The organism is Pseudomonas sp. MPC6, from assembly GCF_006094435.1.
GTDB lineage: Bacteria > Pseudomonadota > Gammaproteobacteria > Pseudomonadales > Pseudomonadaceae > Aquipseudomonas.
Window position 1 is genome coordinate 2,419,038 of sequence record NZ_CP034783.1, and the last position, 18,583, is coordinate 2,437,620.

Genomic DNA, 18,583 nt, shown 5'->3' on the forward strand with positions numbered 1-18,583 from the left:
TCTTTATCAGCCAAGGAAGCCAACACAATGAGCACCAGCGCAGCACAGCAAAAGAGCAAAGAGAGCGGCGAATACAGCATTCTCGACAGCATCATCGCCGAAACCCGTCTGACGCCGGACGATGATGCCTACAATATTGCCAAGCGCGGCGTGTCGGCCTTCATCGAAGAGCTGCTCAAGCCCCAGAACAACGGTGAACCGGTCAAGAAGGCCATGGTTGATCGTATGATCGCCGAGATCGATGCCAAACTCAGTCGCCAGATGGACGAAATCCTCCACCACCAGCACTTCCAGTCACTGGAGTCGTCGTGGCGCGGCCTACAGTTACTGGTCGATCGCACGAACTTTCGCGAAAACATCAAGATCGAAATCCTCAACGTCTCCAAAGAAGACCTGCTGGATGACTTCGAAGATTCGCCGGAAGTGATGCAGGCTGGCTTGTACAAGCACATTTACACCGCTGAATACGGTCAGTTCGGTGGTCAGCCTGTGGGCGCGATCATCGCCAACTACTTTATGTCCCCAAGCTCGCCGGACGTGAAGCTGATGCAGTACGTGTCCAGCGTTGCCTGTATGTCTCACGCGCCATTCATTGCTGCGGCCGGCCCGAAATTCTTCGGCCTGGAAAGCTTCACCGGTCTGCCGGACCTGAAGGATCTGAAAGATCACTTCGAAGGCCCGCAATTCGCCAAATGGCAGAGTTTCCGTCAGTCGGAAGACTCCCGTTACATCGGCCTGACGGTCCCGCGGTTCTTGCTGCGTAACCCGTACGACCCGGAAGAAAATCCGGTCAAATCGTTCGTCTACAAAGAAACCGTCGCCAACAGCCACGAGCATTACCTGTGGGGCAACACCGCCTACGCATTCGGTACCAAATTAACCGACAGTTTCGCCAAGTTCCGCTGGTGTCCGAACATCATTGGCCCGCAAAGCGGTGGTGCAGTTGAAGACCTGCCGTTGCACCACTTCGAAAGCATGGGCGAAATCGAAACCAAGATTCCTACCGAGGTTCTGGTTAGCGACCGTCGTGAATACGAACTGGCCGAGGAAGGCTTCATTTCCCTGACCATGCGCAAAGGCAGCGACAACGCCGCGTTCTTCTCCGCAAGCTCAGTGCAAAAGCCCAAGTTCTTTGGCATCAGCGCAGAAGGTAAGGCAGCAGAGCTGAACTACAAGCTCGGCACTCAACTGCCGTACATGATGATCGTCAACCGCCTGGCCCATTACCTGAAAGTGCTGCAGCGCGAGCAGCTCGGGTCGTGGAAGGAGCGTACCGACCTGGAGCTTGAACTCAACAAGTGGATCCGCCAGTACGTCGCCGACCAGGAAAACCCAAGCGCCGAAGTCCGTGGCCGTCGTCCACTGCGCGCTGCCCAGATCATCGTCAGCGATGTCGAAGGCGAGCCTGGCTGGTACCGCGTCAGCCTGAACGTACGCCCGCACTTCAAATACATGGGCGCTGATTTCACCTTGTCGCTGGTTGGCAAGTTGGACAAAGAGTAAGCGGAGCCTAACTCATGACCGGATACGGCAGCCTTTTCGAACGCCTGGGTGGCGACGCGGACAAACGCGTCGGCTGGAGCCGCGAGATTTCCGCCATGGCGTCCGTGGCTGCCCATCTGGCCAAGATGCTCAGCACCCGTGCGGGCAGCGTGCAAACGCTGTCCGATTACGGGCTGCCCGATCTCAATGACATGCGTCTGAGCCTGCACGACTCCCTAAGTCAGGCCCGTTTGGCCATCGAAAATTTCATCGAAGCCTACGAGCCACGCCTGAGCAATGTGCGTGTCATCTCCCTGCCGCGTGATCACGATCAGCTTCGCCTGTCCTTCAACATCGAAGGCCTGCTGGAAGTGGATGGTTTCAAGCGGCAAGTCAGTTTCGCCGCGTGCCTGGATGGCAGCGGTCAAGTCAAGGTCAGCTAATGAAATTCGTATGTCATGACGTCCAAAAAGGCAGGAAGCGAATAGTCATGAACACGGTTGAAGCGCAGGGTTACCTGAACGGTGTGACCGTGGGTGATTTGTTCAGCAGTCTGGCATTTAGGACAGCTTCTTTATGAGATCCAATACCAGGCAGGTACCCCGTGTCCTTTAACCACTACTACCAAAGCGAACTCACTGCACTTCGTCAATTAGGCCGTCGCTTCGCCGAGCGTAGTCCGGCGCTGGCGCCTTTCCTCGGACAGGCCGGGCGGGATCCGGACGTGGAGCGGTTGCTGGAGGGGTTTGCGTTCCTGACCGGACGTCTGCGCCAGAAACTCGATGACGAGTTACCGGAGCTCAGCCATTCGCTGATGCAACTGCTGTGGCCCAACTACATGCGGCCGCTGCCGTCGTTCAGCATTCTGCAGTTCGATCCGTTGCAACGCTCTGGTCCGGCATTGATGGTCGAACGCGATACACCAGTGGAAAGCGTTCCGATTGATGACGTGCGTTGCCGCTTTCGCACCTGCTATCCGACTGAAGTCCTGCCGTTGGACCTGACTGCACTGAACTACTCGGTGAAGGGCGACGGCTCGCTGTTGAGCCTGCGTCTGGAAATGAGCGCCGACGGTCACCTCGGCGAGTTGGAATTGAGCCGCTTGCGTCTGCACTTTGCCGGTGAGCGCTACATTAGCCAGATGCTGTACCTGAGCCTGTTGCGAAACCTGGAAGGTATCGAACTGATCCCGCTGGATGCCACCGGCAAGCCCATCAACGGAGTCAACGGCACGCCGATGGCGTTCAAAATGCCAGGTGACCGCGTGCAGCCGGTGGGGTTTGCCGAAGAGGAAGCGTTGATCCCGTATCCGCTGAACACGTTCCGCGGTTATCGCTACCTACAAGAGTATTTTGCCTTCCAGGACAAATTTCTGTTCGTCGACATTAACGGCTTGGACCTAATCAAGGCTTTACCGGTAGACATCCTCAAACAGGTACGCGGCCTGGAGTTGCGTTTCGACATTCGTAAGAGTGGAGTCCTGCGCATGCGTCCGACTCTGGACAACGTGAAGCTTCACTGTACTCCCATCGTTAATCTGTTCACGCACCATGCGTTGCCGATCCGCCTTGACGGCAAGCAGGACGAGTACCTGCTGCTACCCGCCGAGTACGACCTGGAAAACTGCGGTGTGTTCTCGGTGGAAACCGTGACTGGCTGGAAACCTGGCGGCCTCGGTTATCAGGAGTATGTTCCGTTCGAATCCTTCGAGCACGACCCTAGTTTCGACGTACCCAACAGCCGTCCTCATTACAGCATTCGCCAGCGTTCTTCCTCGCTGCACGACGGCCTCGACACTTATCTTAGCTTCGGTATTCGCCACACCGAATCCCAGGAAACCCTGTCGATTGACCTGATGTGTACCAACCAGAACCTGCCACGCAAGCTCAAGCTCGGCGACATCAGCGAGGCTTGCGAAGAGACGCCGGAGTTCCTGAGTTTCCGCAACATTACCGCGGCCACTTCGAGCTTCGCGCCGCCACTGAATCGCGACTTCCTGTGGAAGCTGATCAGCAACATGTCGCTCAACTATCTGTCGCTGGCCGACGTCAACGCGTTGAAGGTGATTCTCGAAACCTACGACTTGCCGCGCTACTACGACCAACACGCTGAAAAAGTCAGCAAACGCCTGCTCGGCGGACTCAAGTCGATCAAGCACCAGCACGTCGATCGATTGCACCGAGGGTTGCCGGTTCGCGGGCTGCGCACTGAGCTGACCATCGACCCGCAAGGGTATATCGGCGAGGGCGACCTGTTCGTTTTCGCTTCGGTTCTTAACGAGTTTTTCGCGCTTTACGCCAGCCTCAATTCGTACCACGAGCTGCGGGTAAAAAGTACGCAGGGAGAGGTGTACCAATGGACACCACGTATGGGCCTTCAGCCGCTTCTTTAAGCGGACTGACCCGAGGAATACGCGAGTACTCGTTGTTTCAGTCGGTGCTGCTGGTAGTTGACCGGCTGCGCGAGGCGCACCCGCACCTGAGCCAGGATGACTTGTACGATCAGTTGGAGTTTCAGGCCAACCCGAGCCTGGGCTTCCCCGGCAGCGACGTTGATCGCGTGGAGTTTTTTCACGAGGACGGTCACCTGCGCGCGCGCCTGCGTTTCAACCTGATCGGCCTGGTCGGTTCCGGTTCGCCGCTGCCGGCGTTTTACGGCGAACAAGCCCTGGGCGACAGCGAGGACGGCAACCCGACCCGTAACTTCCTCGACCTGTTTCACCACCGCCTGCAACGGTTGATGCTGCCGATCTGGAAAAAATATCGCTATCGCGCCAGCTTCGAGAGTGGTGCCCTCGACCCTTTTTCCTCTCAGCTGTTTGCCCTCATCGGCCTCGGCGGTGAAGAGATTCGGCGCGCCCAGGAGCTGAATTGGAAACGCCTACTGCCGTATCTGGGCTTGCTCAGTTTACGCGCGCATTCGGCTGCGCTGATCGAAGCGGTGCTGCGTTACTACTTCAAACACGCCGAACTGACCATTGAACAGTGCATTGAACGCCATGTGGAAATCCTCGATGAGCAGCGTAATCGCCTGGGGCGAGCCAACACCGCGCTTGGTGAAGACGTGGTATTGGGGGGGACCGTGCGCGATCGCAGCGGCAAGTTCCGGATTCACATTCGTGAACTCGACTGGCAGCGCTTTCACGAGTTCCTGCCAATCGGTTTTGGCTACCAGCCGCTGTGTGCGCTGGTGCGGTTCACCCTCCGTGACCCGCTTGATTACGACATTCGCCTGATGCTGCGCCAAGAAGAAATTCGCGAACTGCGTATTGGCGAGCAAAACGCTTGTCGCCTGGGATGGACCAGTTGGCTCGGCCGCGAAAAAGCGGACGGCGTGGTGACTCTGGGCAGCAAAACTTATTAAGGACAGATGACAAATGATTAACGTAGACCTGCAACAACTCATCCAGGCTCTGGATGCCGAAACCCGTCGTGACCTGGAAAGTTCGGCCGAACGTTGTGTGGCTCGTGGCGGCAGCAAGATTCTTGTCGAAGACCTGCTGCTGGGTTTGTTGGAGCGTCCGCAAGGCTTGCTTGCCCGCGCGCTGCTGGATGCCGAAGTCGACGCTGGTGAACTCAGTGCAGCGCTGCAATCACGGGTCGAGCACAGCGCTTCGCGCAACCCGGTGTTCGCCCCGGAACTGGTGCAGTGGCTGCAAGATGCCTTGCTGGTTGCCAACCTTGAGCTGGGCCAGACCCAGGTCGAACAGGCGGCACTGATTCTCGCGTTGCTGCGTAACCCGATGCGCTACGCCGGCAGTCGCTACCAGCCGTTGCTGGCCAAATTGAATATCGACCGCCTGAAAGAGTTCGCTTTATCCCAGAAAGAACCGTCAGGCACTGGTAAACCGGCTATGTCGGGTGAGCTCATGTTGCAACGCTTTACCCACAACCTGACCCAGCAGGCCCGTGACGGCAAACTTGACCCAGTGCTGTGCCGCGACGGCGCGATCCGCCAGATGGTTGACATCCTTGCTCGGCGCCGCAAGAACAACCCGATTGTTGTCGGCGAAGCTGGCGTCGGTAAAACGGCCATCGTCGAAGGCCTGGCCTCGCGCATTGCTGCTGGTGAAGTGCCACAAGCGTTGAAAGGCATCGAGTTGCTGTCACTGGACCTGGGCCTGTTGCAGGCCGGCGCCAGCATCAAAGGTGAATTCGAGCGTCGCCTCACAGGTGTGATTGACGAAGTCAAAGCTTCGCCGAGGCCGATCATTCTGTTCATCGACGAAGCCCATAACCTGATCGGCGCGGGCGGCCATGCCGGGGGCTCCGACGCCGCCAACCTGCTTAAGCCAGCGTTGGCCCGGGGAGAGTTACGCACCATCGCTGCGACCACCTGGGCGGAGTACAAAAAGTACTTCGAAAAAGACCCGGCGCTGGCCCGTCGATTCCAGCCGGTGCAATTGCACGAGCCAACCGTCAGCGAGGCGGTGACCATTCTGCGTGGCCTGGCTCAGGTCTACGAGAAGAGCCATGGCATCTACCTGCGCGATGACGCGGTAGTCGCAGCGGCAGAGTTGTCCGCCCGTTACCTTGCCGGACGTCAGCTGCCCGACAAAGCCGTCGACGTGCTCGACACCGCTTGCGCCCGCGTGCGCATCAGCCTCGCCGCCGCCCCGGAAAGCCTGGAGCGCCTGCGTGGCGAACTGGCTGAAGGTGGTCGTCAGCGTCAGGCCCTGCGCCGCGATGCCGAGGCCGGTCTGCTGATCGACCGCGAAGGGCTGGACGCATTGGAAGATCGTCTGGCCGAAGCTGAAGACGAGATGGTCGGGCTGGAGGCCCTCTGGGCCGAACAGAAAGAACTGGCCAAGCGCCTGCTGGATCTGCGGCAGCAACTGGCCAAGGCCCGTGAAGCTGCTGCCGTCGAGCCAACCGTCACGGTTGAAGAAGACACCGAAGGCACCGTGATCGAAACGCTGCCGGTGGACGAAGCGCAAAGCGTCGAAACCCTGGAAGCCGCACTCAACGAAACTCACAAAGCACTGACCGAGTTGCAAGTCAAAGATCGACTGGTGAGCTTCGAGGTCTGCCCGCGGCTTGTGGCTGAAGTGATCAGCGCCTGGACCGGCGTACCCCTGGCGCAGCTGGCCCGTGAGCACAATGCCAAGGTTGCCAGCTTCACTGCTGACCTGCGTACCCGTATTCGCGGTCAGGAACAAGCCGTTCACGCCCTTGATCGCTCGATGCGCGCTACCGCCGCCGGCCTGAACAAGCCCGATGCACCCGTGGGTGTGTTCCTGCTGGTTGGCCCAAGTGGCGTCGGCAAGACCGAAACTGCATTGGCCCTCGCTGATTTGTTGTACGGCGGCGATCGCTTCATCACCACCATCAACATGTCCGAATTCCAGGAGAAGCATACCGTTTCGCGCCTGATCGGTGCGCCGCCAGGCTACGTCGGTTATGGCGAGGGCGGCATGCTCACCGACGCAGTGCGACAGAAACCGTATTCCGTCGTGCTACTCGATGAAGTCGAGAAGGCCGACACGGATGTGCTCAACCTGTTTTACCAAATCTTTGACAAGGGCGTAGCCAACGACGGCGAAGGGCGTGAGATCGACTTTCGCAACACGCTGATTCTGATGACCTCTAACCTGGGCAGCGACCACATCAGCGAACTCTGCGAAAACGGCGCACGGCCGTCGGCTGAAGTCCTCGAAGAAACCATTCGACCGGTGCTGAGCAAGCACTTCAAACCGGCGCTGTTGGCGCGGATGCGCGTGGTGCCTTACTACCCGGTCGGCGGGCCGGTGCTACGCGAGTTGATCGAAATCAAACTCGATCGTCTCGGCGAGCGCCTGAACCGTCGTCGGCTCGATTTCACTTACTCACAGGACCTCATCGATCACCTGGCCGAACGCTGCACCCAAAGCGACAGCGGCGCACGCCTGATCGACCATTTGCTGGACCTGCACGTGCTGCCGTTGGTGGCTGACCGTTTGCTGGACGCGATGGCCGTAGGTGAAAGCCTCAAGCGCGTTCACACAACGCTTGACTGCAACGCCAGCGTGATCTGCGAGTTCGCCTGAGGTGGGTGTGATGTTCAGTCAAGTGCCGCAACCACTGGTCTATGCCGAAGCCTTACTTACGCAGTTCGCCAGCCTGTCGCGAGCGACGGATGGAACTGCGCTGCTGTGTGACTTCGTGCGCGGACTGGCCGAGCTCAGCGGTTGTGAGTTGGCACAACTGTACCTGCTGGACGCCACCCATACCTGCCTCGGGATGAATGCGGAGTGCCTCAATGGCAACCTGCAACCCCGTGAAACGTCTAGCTTGCCAGCGGATTACAACGGCGAGCAACTGCTGCAATTTGCGCTGTGCCAGAACCGCGTAGTGTGCATTGGTGAATTGAGCGGCAGTCTGCACGAGACCAGTTTTCTGCCGAGCCAGGCGAGGCCATGGCAATCACTGCTGTGCGTGCCGCTGGTCAATCAGCAGAAATCTGTGGAAGGGTTATTGCTGTGTGCCAGTCATCAGCACATCGAACTGCAAGGCTTCGCCGATTCGTTTAGTCGACTTGGCTCGTTCGTGTTGGGCCATTTGCATTTGCTGCAACGTTTACGACGGCCAAGCGGCGGCGCATCGCCGGCACCGGTCGCCGCTCCGAGCGCCAGCGGTTATGGCCTGACGGGTAAAAGCGCAGCGATGCGCCAGGTCTATTCGTTGATTAGCAAAGTCTTGCACAGCTCCTACACCGTGCTGCTGGGTGGCGAAACGGGTACTGGCAAAGAGGTGGTAGCCCGGGCGATCCACGAGTGCGGACCGCGTCGTTCCCAGGCGTTTATCGTGCAGAACTGCGCGGCGGTCCCGGAAAACTTGCTCGAAAGCGAGCTATTCGGTTACCGCAAAGGAGCCTTCACGGGTGCCGACCGGGACCGATCCGGGCTGTTCGATGCAGCCAACGGCGGAACCTTGTTGCTTGATGAGGTCGGTGACATGCCACTGTCGCTGCAAGCCAAGCTGTTGCGGGTGCTGCAAGAGGGCGAGGTTCGTCCGCTGGGCTCCAACGACACCCACAAGATTGACGTGCGCATCATTGCCGCGACACATCGGGACTTATCGGAACTGGTCAGCCAAGGGAAGTTTCGCGAGGATTTGTACTACCGTCTCGCGCAGTTTCCTATTGAACTACCGGCGTTGCGTCAACGCGAAGACGACATCCTCGACTTGGCACGGCACTTCGCCGACAAGGCCTGTACGTTCTTGCAGCGCGATGAGGTGAGTTGGTCCAACGGAGTGCTGGATCTTTTGGCTAGCTACGCGTTCCCCGGCAACGTGCGTGAACTCAAGGGATTGGTCGAACGTGCGGTGCTTCTCTGCGAAGGCGGCGAGTTGCTGGTAGAGCACTTCTCCCTGCGTATGGACACCACACCTGAGGTCGTAAAGCTGAACCTGCGTGAACGGTTGGAGCAGATTGAACGCAGTCTGCTGATCGATTGCCTGCGCAAGAACGACGGCAATCAGACTCTGTCCGCTCGCGAGCTCGGTCTACCACGGCGCACATTCCTCTACCGCCTCGGACGCCTGAACATCAACGCGGGAAATGTCGATGGGTAGGCCCAATACGCTCGATTTCAATCCCCCCGCTTTTAACAGCCTTAACCGTAAGGGCCGGCGCTTTGTGCCGCCCCTGGAGACCCTCTGATGACTATTTGTCACTGGCAAGCCGTCTTTCTGACAGTTGTCGTTCTATGTGGCCTCGGCGGCTGCAGCGGCAATTACAAATACAACGACAACACCTATCGCCCATTGGGCGATACGCAGGCGGTCAATCGCGGCAAGTGACCGCAAGGAGCATCACCATGGAACTGGTTTTCGAAATAGTGAACACCAAGCAGTTCGTACCTACGCAGCTGTGCCAGAAGACCTTCAAGCAGGCCGGCGGCGTGATTGGTCGGGGGGAGGATTGTGACTGGATCATTCCGGACCGCGAGCGTCACCTGTCCAACCATCACGCGTTGATCAGCTACCGCGAAGGTACGTTTTTCCTGACCGATACCAGCAGCAACGGAATCCAGAATAGTGCCAGCGGCGCACGCTTGCACAAGGGCGACACGGTACGTATCGAGCACGGCAGCGTATACGTGCTGGGTGATTTCGAGATCCGTGCACGACTAGTTCACACCCTGGCGACTTCCGATAAGGAGGCCGGTCGTCCGCAAGCCGCAGGCAGCATCATTCCTGATGATGCGTTCCTCGAACTCGACCCGCTGAATGCTCTAGACCAGCAGGAACGTGTGTATTCAGAAATCGACGAGCTGATCTCGCCAAGCACGGCGTCGGAAGACACCCGTCAGCGCGCCGACTATGCGCGCATTGACACGGAAAGCCTGATGGTGCCGGAGCTGATCAATGCCCCGGCCGAACCTACGCTCGCCCCGGTGCCGAAAGCCGTCGAGCGTCAGAGTGAAAGCTTCTGGGATAACTTCGGTGCTGCCCTGGGCGTGGACTTCAAAGGCCTCGACCACAACGCCAAGGAAGCGCTCGCGCTCAACGCCGCACGCCTGCTCAAGCAAAGCGTCGGCGGTTTGCAGCAGAGCATGCGTACCCGCAGCGAACTTAAGAATGAACTGCGCCTGGCCCAGACCACCGAGCAAGGCACGCAGAAAAACCCGCTGAAATTAGCCGTTGATGCCGGTGAAGTGCTGGGCATTCTGTTGCAGCCGAACAAGCCGGGCCAGTTGCCAGCCGAGCAGGCGATTTCCCGTGCGTTCCGCGATTTACAGGCGCATCAGGTCGCGTTGCTGACCGCCAGTCGTGCAGCGGTTCGCAGCACTCTGGAGCATTTCTCCCCACAGCAACTGACCCTGCGTTTCGAGCGTGACAACAAGCCGTTGCTGGCCACCTCTGGCAGTCGCTGGAGAGCTTATGGGCGCTATCACCAGGCTTTGCGCCAGGATGATGGTTGGAGCGAGCGCCTGCTGGCCCGCGACTTTGCTCAGGCTTACGAAGAACAGATCCGCCTGATTTCCACCCTCCACACCGACCACCAAGGATGATGCGCATGTCTCGCCGCTCGACTGATTTTTTTAAGGTGCTGACTGCACTGACCACCTTGGCACTGTTGGCCGGTTGCTCGACGCTATCGCCATATTCCCACGTCACCAAACTCAACCTAAAGCTGACGGCCAGCGATCAGTTGAACCCGGACCTCAACGGTCGTCCGTCGCCAATTGTCGTACGTCTGTTTGAGCTCAAGCACCCTGTGGCGTTCGAGAACGCGGACTTCTTCAGCCTGTACGAGCGCGCCAAGGAGTCCCTGGCTCCGGACATGGTGTCGACCGAGGAGCTGGAGCTGCGTCCGGGCGAAACCGTCGAACTCAAGCTTAGCGTGGAGGAGGGTAGCCGCTACGTCGGTGTCCTCGCCGCCTACCGTGACCTGCCGGATACCAAATGGCGCTACACCCTGCAAGTCGCCCCGGTGGACGTCACCGACGCCGACCTGACGCTCGACCAGAGCGGCATTCGCACCACCCATGAATTGCTAGTCAAGGCGGCTGACTGACCATGAACTCCCATAAAGTCATTTGGCAGGAAGGCATGTTGCTGCGTCCGCAGCACTTCCAGCACAACGATCGCTACTATGACCACCAGATGAAGACACGCACCCAATTGCTGGGCAGCTACATCTGGGGCTTCCTCAACCTGGACATCGACTTGCAGTTCCTCAACATGGGCAAACTGGTGATCAGCCAGGCATCAGGGATTCTGCCGGACGGTAGCCTGTTCGAACTGGGTGGTAATACTGAGCCGCTGGCCCTGGACGTGCCGCCGAACACCGGCAACACGCCAATCTACCTGGCGCTGCCGTTGGTCACCGGAAACCACATCGAAGCCCGTCGGCCGGAGCAGTCCGACGTGCTGGCGCGCTATACCGCATACGAAGCGGAAGTAGCCGACTCCAACGCTGGCGACGACTCCGCCAGCCAGGTCAGTTGCGCCCGCCCGGACTTCAAACTGTTGCTAGGCGAGCAGCAGAGCGATCAGGCGTATGTGAAGCTGAAGATCTGCGAAGTACTCGATACCACGCCGGACGGCGTGATCAGCCTTGCCCCGGAATTCGTACCAACCTACATCCAGGCGCATGCCTCCAGCTACTTGCTGTCGTGCCTTAAGGAAGTAATCAGCATGCTCGGCAACCGGGGCGACGCCATCGCTGAGCGGATCCGTTCCAATGGCAAGGTGGGTGGCGCAGAAGTCGGCGACTTTATGATGCTGCAACTAATCAACCGTACCGAACTACTCCTGCGTCACTACCTCAGTCTGGAACAGGTGCATCCGGAAGAGTTGTACCGCACGCTGCTGACCATGCTCGGCGATCTGGCGACGTTCTCCAGCGATAGCAAACGTCCTCGTCTGGACAGTCGTTACCAGCACAGCGATCAGGGAGCAAGTTTCCGTAAATTGATGGACGCGATACGTCAGGTGTTGTCGATGGTGCTGGAACAGCACGCTATTGAGCTGGAGCTGCAAGAGCGTCAATACGGGATCATCGTCGCGCCGTTGCACGACCACAAACTGCTAGGTTCTGCCTCGTTTGTGCTGGCCGCGAGTGCCAACTGCGACTCCGACGAACTGCGCCATCGCTTGCCGGCGCACCTCAAGGTCGGCCCGGTGGAGCGTATCCGTCAACTGGTCAACCTGCACCTGCCAGGCATCAAGGTCAAACCGTTGCCTGTGGCCCCGCGGCAGATTGCGTTCCACTCCAACAAAACCTATTTCATTCTCGAACTCAGCTCCGAAGACCTGGCACAACTCGAACGCTCAGGCGGTTTCGCGTTCCACGTGTCCGGCGAATTCGTCGAGCTTGAACTGAAATTCTGGGCCATCAGGAACTGACCGACATGATCAAGGAAACGGAATACAGCCAGGACGATAAAACCGTCCTGCTCGACCGTCAGGGCCACGGCCCTGCGTCGAGTCCGCTGACGGATTTCGCTGCGCCGCCACGCTTCGAGCAGCTTGAAGGACGCATGATCTACGCTGCGCGCCTGCGCCCGGCCGAAGCGTTCAATATCAGTCTGAATTCGCTGGTGGCTGCAGCGTCCGAGTTGCTGTCTGAAGTGGTACGGCTCAAGCACAGCGACACTCGCGAAGACATGCACGTGCTCAACGAGCGACTGGCCACCGGGTTGAAACTGTTTGAAATCAATGCCTTGCACAATGGTGCCGAAAGCAGCCAAGTGATGGCCGCCCGTTACGTGCTCTGCACCGTGGCTGACGAAGCTGTCGTCACCACGTCGTGGGGCAACGAAAGCGAGTGGTCGAAAATGAGCCTGCTCAGCAGCTTTCACAACGAAACCTTCGGCGGCGAGAAGTTCTTCCAGCTGTTGGATCGCCTGTCGAAAAGCCCGGTCAAGCACCTGCCGATGCTGGAGCTGATGTACTTGTGCCTGTCTTTGGGTTTCGAAGGCAAGTACCGCGTACAAGCTCGCGGCATGCTCGAACTCGAAGGCATCCGCGACGCCTTGTATCGCCAGATCCGCCAGTTGCGCGGCGATGCGCCACGCGAGTTTTCACCTCATTGGGAAGGCCTGAACGGTCAGCGCCGTAGCCTGGTGCGCATCGTGCCGGCGTGGATGGTGGTGCTGTTCACCTTCGTCTGTCTGGTGGTGATGTATTCGGGCTTCGCCTGGGTACTGGGCGAGCAACGCGACACCGTTCTGCAACCATATCAATCGTTTGATCCAGCGGCGGCCCAGCCGCAGTCGCAGCCGTAAACAGGAACGTGTGATGAAAAAGCTTTTCAACAAAGTAGGCACATTCTTGTGCAAGACCTGGGTCTGGACGCTGCTATTGGTGCTGTTTGTTGCGCTGCTGGTGTGGTTCACCGGGCCGCTGCTGGCGGTTGATGACTACAAGTTTTGGGAAGGTTCGACCTCCCGCTTGCTGACCATCAGTGTGCTGCTCCTGATCTGGGGCCTGACCATGGTCTTTGTCAGCTGGCACGCTGGAGTGCGCACAAAAGCGGTCGAGGAAAGCGAAGACGGCCAGGATCGTATCCGCCGCGAAGAGCAGATCGACGAAGAGCAGAATGAGTTAAAGACGCGCTTCAAAGATGCATTGAAAACCCTGAGGACGTCGAGCGTGTATCGCGGTCGTAGCGAGCGCTGGCGCAGTGATTTGCCATGGTACCTGCTGATTGGCCCGCAGGGCAGTGGCAAAACCAGCTTGCTGGACTTCTCGGGGCTTGAGTTTCCGATCAACAAGATCGACCGCAAACTGACCCGCGACACCCTCGGCACCCGACACTGCGACTGGTACTTCGCCGATCACGGCGTGCTGATCGACACTGCAGGCCGTTACTTGACTCAGCCGGATGCCGAAGTCGATGGCAGTGCCTGGAGCACGTTGCTCGACTTGCTGCGCAAGCGTCGCCGCAATCGTCCGCTGAACGGTGTACTGGTGACCATCCCGGTGGAAACCCTGATGAGCAGCAGTGAACAGGACCTTGAAACCCTGGCCCGCCAGGTACGTGTGCGCCTGCAAGATGTGCATCAGAAGTTGCACGTTGATGTGCCGATTTACCTGGTGCTGAGCAAGGCGGATCGCCTGCTCGGTTTCGATGAGTTCTTCGACCAATTGACTCGCGAAGAAAGCGATCAGGTGCTCGGTACCAGTTTCCGCAAGGATCAGAGCGGTACTGATGTGACCGTGCTGCGCACTGAGTTCGAAGCGTTACTGCATCGCCTCAACAGCCAGGTGATCACGCGCATACACCAGGAGCGTGACACCCAGCGCCGTGGCCGCATCCTCGACTTCCCGCATCAACTGGGGCAAATCGGCGAGCGTCTGTGCCTGTTCGTCGATATGGCGTTCACCGGCAACCGGTACCAGCGTGTCAGCCAGTTGCGCGGTTTCTACCTGACCAGTGCCCCGCATCTGACTGAGGAAATGGACGCAACCACCGCCGGCATCGGTGCCAACCTGGGCATGAACACCGGCGTGCTGCCGACGCTGCGCAGTGGCCGTTCGCGCTTCATCCACCATTTACTCAGCCGGGTAATTTTCCCCGAGGCCGATCTTGCAGGCCTGGACAAACGCGAACGCAGCCGCATCCACTGGGGCCAGCGTGCGCTGTATGTGGGCTCACTGGCTGCACTGGCGCTATTTGGCATGCTCTGGGCCGGCGGTTTTTCCGCCAACTACGAGCGCCTGGAAAACCTGCGTAACCTGGCACAAACCTGGACCCAACAGAGCTCGACCCTCACCACCCGTGATGACTCCATGGCGGTGCTCAAGACCCTTGACACCCGCTACGCGGCGACTCAGGTGTTCCCGAAAAAAGGCGATGCGAGTTACCACGAGCGTGGCGGTCTGTATCAGGGTGAAGACGTTAATCCGGTGGTTAAGACTGCCTATGAACGTGAGCTTGAAGGACAGCTATTGCCACGGGTCGCGACCCTGCTAGAAGGGCAGATTCGCGCCAACATGAAAGACCGCGAACGCCTGCTCAATAGCCTGCGTGCATACCTGATGTTGAATATGAAGGATCGCCGCGACGCGCCGTGGCTCAAGGACTGGGTTGCCACCGAGTGGTCCCAGCGATACACCGGCAACACCACTGTGCAAAATGGCTTGAACAACCACTTCGAGCGCTTGCTAAAACAGCCGTTTATCTATCAGCTTAATGATCAGTTGGTGGCTCAGGCGCGCCAGGTTTTGCGCAGCGAGTCCCTGGCTAACGTGGTATATCGGATGCTGCGCGAGCAGGCTCGTAACCTGCCGGAATACCGTTTAAGCCAACACCTTGGCCCACAGGATGCGCTGTTTGTTGGCACCGATTATGTGATCCCGGGGTTCTACACCCAACAGGGCTATCAGCAGTATTTTTCGGTTCAGGGCTCGATGCTGGTCACCGATATCCTAAGTGACAACTGGGTACTAGGTGAAGGCTCGGGTATCAGTGTTATGGACTTACGTCGCCTGATGGTCGAACTCGAGCAGCTGTATTTTCGCGACTATGCCAACTACTGGGGGGAAGCGGTGGGCCGGATCGCGCTGCCGGCCATCAACGATTTTAGTGACGGCGCCGAGCAATTGGCGGGCCTGACATCTGCCAATTCGCCGATCCTGCAACTGCTAGTGCAAGTGCGTGAAAACACCCGATTTCCAGTGGTCGCTGACACGGCAGATGACGCCGCCGATGCGGCAGGGAAACTGGCAGACAAGGGCGGTAAGCTCGGAAAATTAGCGGTCACCGCGGCCGGCAAGGCGGCTGATGCCTTGGTGAAAAAGCTGCCGGATACCTCGAAGAAGTCCCTGCAAAGTCGCTTTGAGTCGCTGCACCGCTTGCTGGATGACAACAACGGCCCAACCGCTGACCTGACCCCGGCCCTTACCGCCCTCAACGACCTGCAAATGCAGATGGCCAGCCTGGCCCGTGCCAGTTCTCCGGAGCAAGCCGCGTTCGAAATGGCCAAGACCCGCATGGGTGGCCAGCGTGATGCGCTGAGCAACCTGCGCAATGCGTCGGGCCGTCTGCCGCGCCCGGTGAGTGTGTGGTTCAACGTATTGGCTGAAGATACTTGGCGTCTGGTACTCAGCGATTCCTATCGATATCTGAATCAGCGCTATCAGAGTGAGGTGTACAGCTTCTACGGCAAGGCGATCAGCAAGCGCTATCCGTTCAGCGCCCACAGCGCCAGTGACGTGGCGATCAGCGATTTTCGCGAGTTCTTCAAGTTCCAGGGGATTGCCGACCGCTTCTTCGACAGCTACCTGCGTCCATTTGTCAGCGGTGATCCGGGTAACTACCGCATGCGCAGTGTCGATGGTCTCAGTCTGCCGATATCCAAGGTCTACCTTGATCAGATGGCCGCCGCGCTCGTGATCCGCCAGAGCTTCTTCGCCGACAACCCAGCCGAACCTCAGGTGCAGTTCAAACTGGAGCCTTACACCCTCGACCCGGCTGTCAGCCGTTCCGAGTTCAAGTTTGGCGACAAGACCATCGAATACCGTCATGGCCCGATAGTACCGATGTCGTTCAAATGGCCAACCGACACTGAAGACGGGCGTACCAGCCTGGTGCTCGACAGAATGGTCGGCCGCCCGCTGGGGATCGAGAAGAACACTGGCCCTTGGTCGTTGTTCCGTCTGTTTGATCTGATGCAGACCGAATACCTGACCGGCCGTGACGTGCTGGTGCTCAAGGCTGACGTAGGTGGCCTACGCACCAACTACTTACTGACCAGCCAGCGCACGCCAAACCCCTTCGACATGGGCGTGCTGCGCACCTTCCGCATGCCGGTGCAGCTTTGATGCTGGTAGCCAGCCCCTGGCGCAGTGCTGCGCGCACTGATGCCGGCAAGGTTCGCGCGCGCAACGAAGATGCTTTCCTGGACGCTCCACAGCAGGGGCTGTGGGTGGTCGCAGACGGTATGGGCGGTCATCAGGGGGGCGATATCGCCAGCCAGTTGATCGTCGCCAGCCTGGCGGAATTGCCAGTGCAGGATGATTTCGACGAACGACTCAAAGGCATCCGCCAGTGCCTGCACTGGCTCAACCGCCGCTTGGGCCAGGAGTTGACCGTCACAGCCGGGCGCCACGAAAGCATCATGGGCAGCACTGTGGTGGCGCTGCTGGTGGAAGGCAATCGCGCGGCCTGCATCTGGGCCGGCGATAGCCGCTGCTATCTGTGGCGCGGCCAGCGTTTGTATCAGCTATCCAAGGACCATTCACTGCAACAACAACTGATCGACGAACAACGAATAAGCGTCGAGCAGGCCAAGGCCCATCCTGCCGCATATGCCCTGACCCGCGCGGTCGGGGCAGCCGAGAAATTGGTCCTGGATGTGCTGGAGCTTGAGGTCTATCCCGGCGATGCGTTTTTGCTCTGCAGCGATGGCTTGTATCAAGGGCTCAGCAGCGATGCACTCGGCAACGCCTTGAGCCTGACGGCGCCGCAGGTTGCACTGGAACGTTTGTTTGACAGCGCACTGCGTGGCTCGGCCCGGGACAACCTGACAGCTGTGGTGATCCGCCAATGACTGAACTCATGCGACCGACCGACGATCTGCTGGTGAGCGAAGGGCAGTACAGCAACCTGACCTACTTTGCGTTCGCCAAGTCGTACAAGGCTGAGGCCGCGCTGATGCCCATCAAGGCCAGGATCGGTGAAATGCCTGACATACTGGCAGGCCGTTACCGCATCGAGAGATTGCTCGGTGCCGGTGGCATGGGTGCGGTTTACCGTGCACGAGACTTGCTGGGCGAACAGTTCGGCGATCCCGCCCCTTACGTCGCGCTGAAAGTTCTCAGCGAAGAATTTGCCGAGTCGCCGGACGCCAGCGCCTTGCTTTACAGCGAGTTCGCCCTGACCCGACGCCTGCGTCACGACAACGTTGTGCGTTTGCACACCTTTGAAGTGGACACCCATTGCCTGCGCGCCTTTATTACCATGGAGCTTATGCGTGGGTTGACCCTGGACAACTTACTCTGCGAGCGGCCCCAAGGTCTGCCATGGGAAGAGTTGCGAGACATCACGCTGCCGTTGCTCGATGCACTAGCCTACGCCCATGCACGCGGCGTGCTGCATGGTGATATAAAACCCAGCAACGTTATGCTCAGCGAAGAAGGCGTGCGCCTTTTTGACTTCGGCCTTGGCCAAGCGGACGAAGGCATCCTGCCCGGTCTGGCGCACCTGAACCGCGAACGATTCAACGGTTGGACTCCCGGCTACGCTGCTCCGGAGTTACTGGAAGGCCAGCCACTGTCCGCCAGCGCCGACATCTACAGCGTGGCTTGTGTGATTTACGAGCTGTCGGGAGGCAAGCACCCGTTCCGCCACTTACCCTCGACCCAGGCCCGCAATGAGCATCTGGAACGCGAGCTGCTAGCACCTGAGAACTTGCCAAAATATTGCTGGCCAGCGTTGCGTGCAGCGTTGGCTTTCGACGTGGCGGATCGAACGATCACTGCCAAACAATTGCGTGACGCTTTCACCGTCACTCCGTCTTGGCTGCAACGCTTGATGCATTGGCGTAACTGATGACTACTGAACAGGGAGCAAAGCGAATGAATCGCTCTGGTCCCGAAATAGATCAGTCCCATCGATCGCACCCAGGAAAAGAAGCCAAAAAGTATCAGGTAGAAGAGGCTCGCGA

14 protein-coding genes are annotated in these 18,583 nt (G+C 58.8%); all 14 read left to right on the top strand.

Going from position 1 to position 18,583, the window contains the following annotated elements:
* Positions 1-27: 27 nt before the first annotated feature.
* The 14 genes from tssC (at position 28) to ELQ88_RS13500 (ending at position 18,468) form a co-directional block, all read left to right on the top strand.
* A complete protein-coding gene (gene tssC / locus ELQ88_RS13435; protein WP_138965604.1) occupies positions 28-1,503 on the top strand; it encodes a type VI secretion system contractile sheath large subunit in 1,476 nt (491 codons plus the stop codon).
* Positions 1,504-1,517: 14 nt separating this feature from the next.
* The gene (gene tssE, locus ELQ88_RS13440; protein WP_138965606.1) at positions 1,518-1,925 is read left to right on the top strand and encodes a type VI secretion system baseplate subunit TssE; all 408 of its coding nucleotides are present in this window, start codon (positions 1,518-1,520) and stop codon (positions 1,923-1,925) included.
* 161 nt (positions 1,926-2,086) lie between these two features.
* Positions 2,087-3,874 carry a type VI secretion system baseplate subunit TssF gene (gene tssF, locus ELQ88_RS13445; RefSeq protein WP_138965608.1) on the top strand — a complete coding sequence of 596 codons (1,788 nt, stop codon included), beginning with the start codon at positions 2,087-2,089 and terminating at the stop codon, positions 3,872-3,874.
* On the top strand, positions 3,838-4,845 hold the full coding sequence (gene tssG, locus ELQ88_RS13450) for a type VI secretion system baseplate subunit TssG (RefSeq protein ID WP_138965610.1): 1,008 nt from the start codon (positions 3,838-3,840) through the stop codon (positions 4,843-4,845). The genes tssF and tssG overlap by 37 nt, the downstream gene beginning before the upstream one ends.
* Before the next feature lie 13 nt (positions 4,846-4,858).
* Positions 4,859-7,507: a type VI secretion system ATPase TssH gene (tssH, locus tag ELQ88_RS13455; RefSeq protein ID WP_138965612.1), complete on the top strand. Its 2,649-nt coding sequence runs from the start codon at positions 4,859-4,861 to the stop codon at positions 7,505-7,507.
* A 10-nt stretch (positions 7,508-7,517) separates the two neighbouring features.
* A complete protein-coding gene (locus tag ELQ88_RS13460) occupies positions 7,518-9,035 on the top strand; it encodes a sigma 54-interacting transcriptional regulator (RefSeq protein ID WP_138965614.1) in 1,518 nt (505 codons plus the stop codon).
* Positions 9,036-9,122: 87 nt separating this feature from the next.
* Complete coding sequence (locus ELQ88_RS13465; RefSeq protein ID WP_138965616.1) at positions 9,123-9,263, top strand: type VI secretion protein; 141 nt, start codon at positions 9,123-9,125, stop codon at positions 9,261-9,263.
* A 17-nt stretch (positions 9,264-9,280) separates the two neighbouring features.
* Positions 9,281-10,477: a type VI secretion system-associated FHA domain protein TagH gene (tagH, locus tag ELQ88_RS13470; RefSeq protein ID WP_138965618.1), complete on the top strand. Its 1,197-nt coding sequence runs from the start codon at positions 9,281-9,283 to the stop codon at positions 10,475-10,477.
* 5 nt (positions 10,478-10,482) lie between these two features.
* Positions 10,483-10,983 carry a type VI secretion system lipoprotein TssJ gene (gene tssJ, locus ELQ88_RS13475; protein WP_138965620.1) on the top strand — a complete coding sequence of 167 codons (501 nt, stop codon included), beginning with the start codon at positions 10,483-10,485 and terminating at the stop codon, positions 10,981-10,983.
* 2 nt (positions 10,984-10,985) lie between these two features.
* A complete protein-coding gene (tssK, locus tag ELQ88_RS13480) occupies positions 10,986-12,317 on the top strand; it encodes a type VI secretion system baseplate subunit TssK (RefSeq protein WP_138965622.1) in 1,332 nt (443 codons plus the stop codon).
* Between the two features lie 5 nt (positions 12,318-12,322).
* Positions 12,323-13,198, top strand: coding sequence for a type IVB secretion system protein IcmH/DotU (gene icmH / locus ELQ88_RS13485; RefSeq protein WP_138965624.1), 876 nt, complete (start codon positions 12,323-12,325; stop codon positions 13,196-13,198).
* 13 nt (positions 13,199-13,211) lie between these two features.
* Complete coding sequence (gene tssM, locus ELQ88_RS13490) at positions 13,212-16,739, top strand: type VI secretion system membrane subunit TssM (protein WP_178084691.1); 3,528 nt, start codon at positions 13,212-13,214, stop codon at positions 16,737-16,739.
* A complete protein-coding gene (locus ELQ88_RS13495; RefSeq protein WP_138965628.1) occupies positions 16,739-17,467 on the top strand; it encodes a PP2C family serine/threonine-protein phosphatase in 729 nt (242 codons plus the stop codon). The genes tssM and ELQ88_RS13495 overlap by 1 nt, the downstream gene beginning before the upstream one ends.
* Positions 17,464-18,468 carry a serine/threonine-protein kinase gene (locus tag ELQ88_RS13500; protein ID WP_178084692.1) on the top strand — a complete coding sequence of 335 codons (1,005 nt, stop codon included), beginning with the start codon at positions 17,464-17,466 and terminating at the stop codon, positions 18,466-18,468. The genes ELQ88_RS13495 and ELQ88_RS13500 overlap by 4 nt, the downstream gene beginning before the upstream one ends.
* The last annotated feature ends 115 nt before the right edge of the window (positions 18,469-18,583 follow it).

What these genes read in the sequence shown, in the direction of transcription:
- tssH (WP_138965612.1), top strand. Translation starts at nt 4,859, where the DNA reads ATGATTAACGTAGACCTGCAACAACTCATCCAGGCTCTGGATGCCGAA.
- ELQ88_RS13460 (WP_138965614.1), top strand. Translation starts at nt 7,518, where the DNA reads ATGTTCAGTCAAGTGCCGCAACCACTGGTCTATGCCGAAGCCTTACTT.
- tssK (WP_138965622.1), top strand. Translation starts at nt 10,986, where the DNA reads ATGAACTCCCATAAAGTCATTTGGCAGGAAGGCATGTTGCTGCGTCCG.
- tssJ (WP_138965620.1), top strand. Translation starts at nt 10,483, where the DNA reads ATGTCTCGCCGCTCGACTGATTTTTTTAAGGTGCTGACTGCACTGACC.
- tssE (WP_138965606.1), top strand. Translation starts at nt 1,518, where the DNA reads ATGACCGGATACGGCAGCCTTTTCGAACGCCTGGGTGGCGACGCGGAC.
- ELQ88_RS13465 (WP_138965616.1), top strand. Translation starts at nt 9,123, where the DNA reads ATGACTATTTGTCACTGGCAAGCCGTCTTTCTGACAGTTGTCGTTCTA.
- tssM (WP_178084691.1), top strand. Translation starts at nt 13,212, where the DNA reads ATGAAAAAGCTTTTCAACAAAGTAGGCACATTCTTGTGCAAGACCTGG.
- ELQ88_RS13500 (WP_178084692.1), top strand. Translation starts at nt 17,464, where the DNA reads ATGACTGAACTCATGCGACCGACCGACGATCTGCTGGTGAGCGAAGGG.
- tagH (WP_138965618.1), top strand. Translation starts at nt 9,281, where the DNA reads ATGGAACTGGTTTTCGAAATAGTGAACACCAAGCAGTTCGTACCTACG.
- tssC (WP_138965604.1), top strand. Translation starts at nt 28, where the DNA reads ATGAGCACCAGCGCAGCACAGCAAAAGAGCAAAGAGAGCGGCGAATAC.
- icmH (WP_138965624.1), top strand. Translation starts at nt 12,323, where the DNA reads ATGATCAAGGAAACGGAATACAGCCAGGACGATAAAACCGTCCTGCTC.
- tssG (WP_138965610.1), top strand. Translation starts at nt 3,838, where the DNA reads ATGGACACCACGTATGGGCCTTCAGCCGCTTCTTTAAGCGGACTGACC.
- ELQ88_RS13495 (WP_138965628.1), top strand. Translation starts at nt 16,739, where the DNA reads ATGCTGGTAGCCAGCCCCTGGCGCAGTGCTGCGCGCACTGATGCCGGC.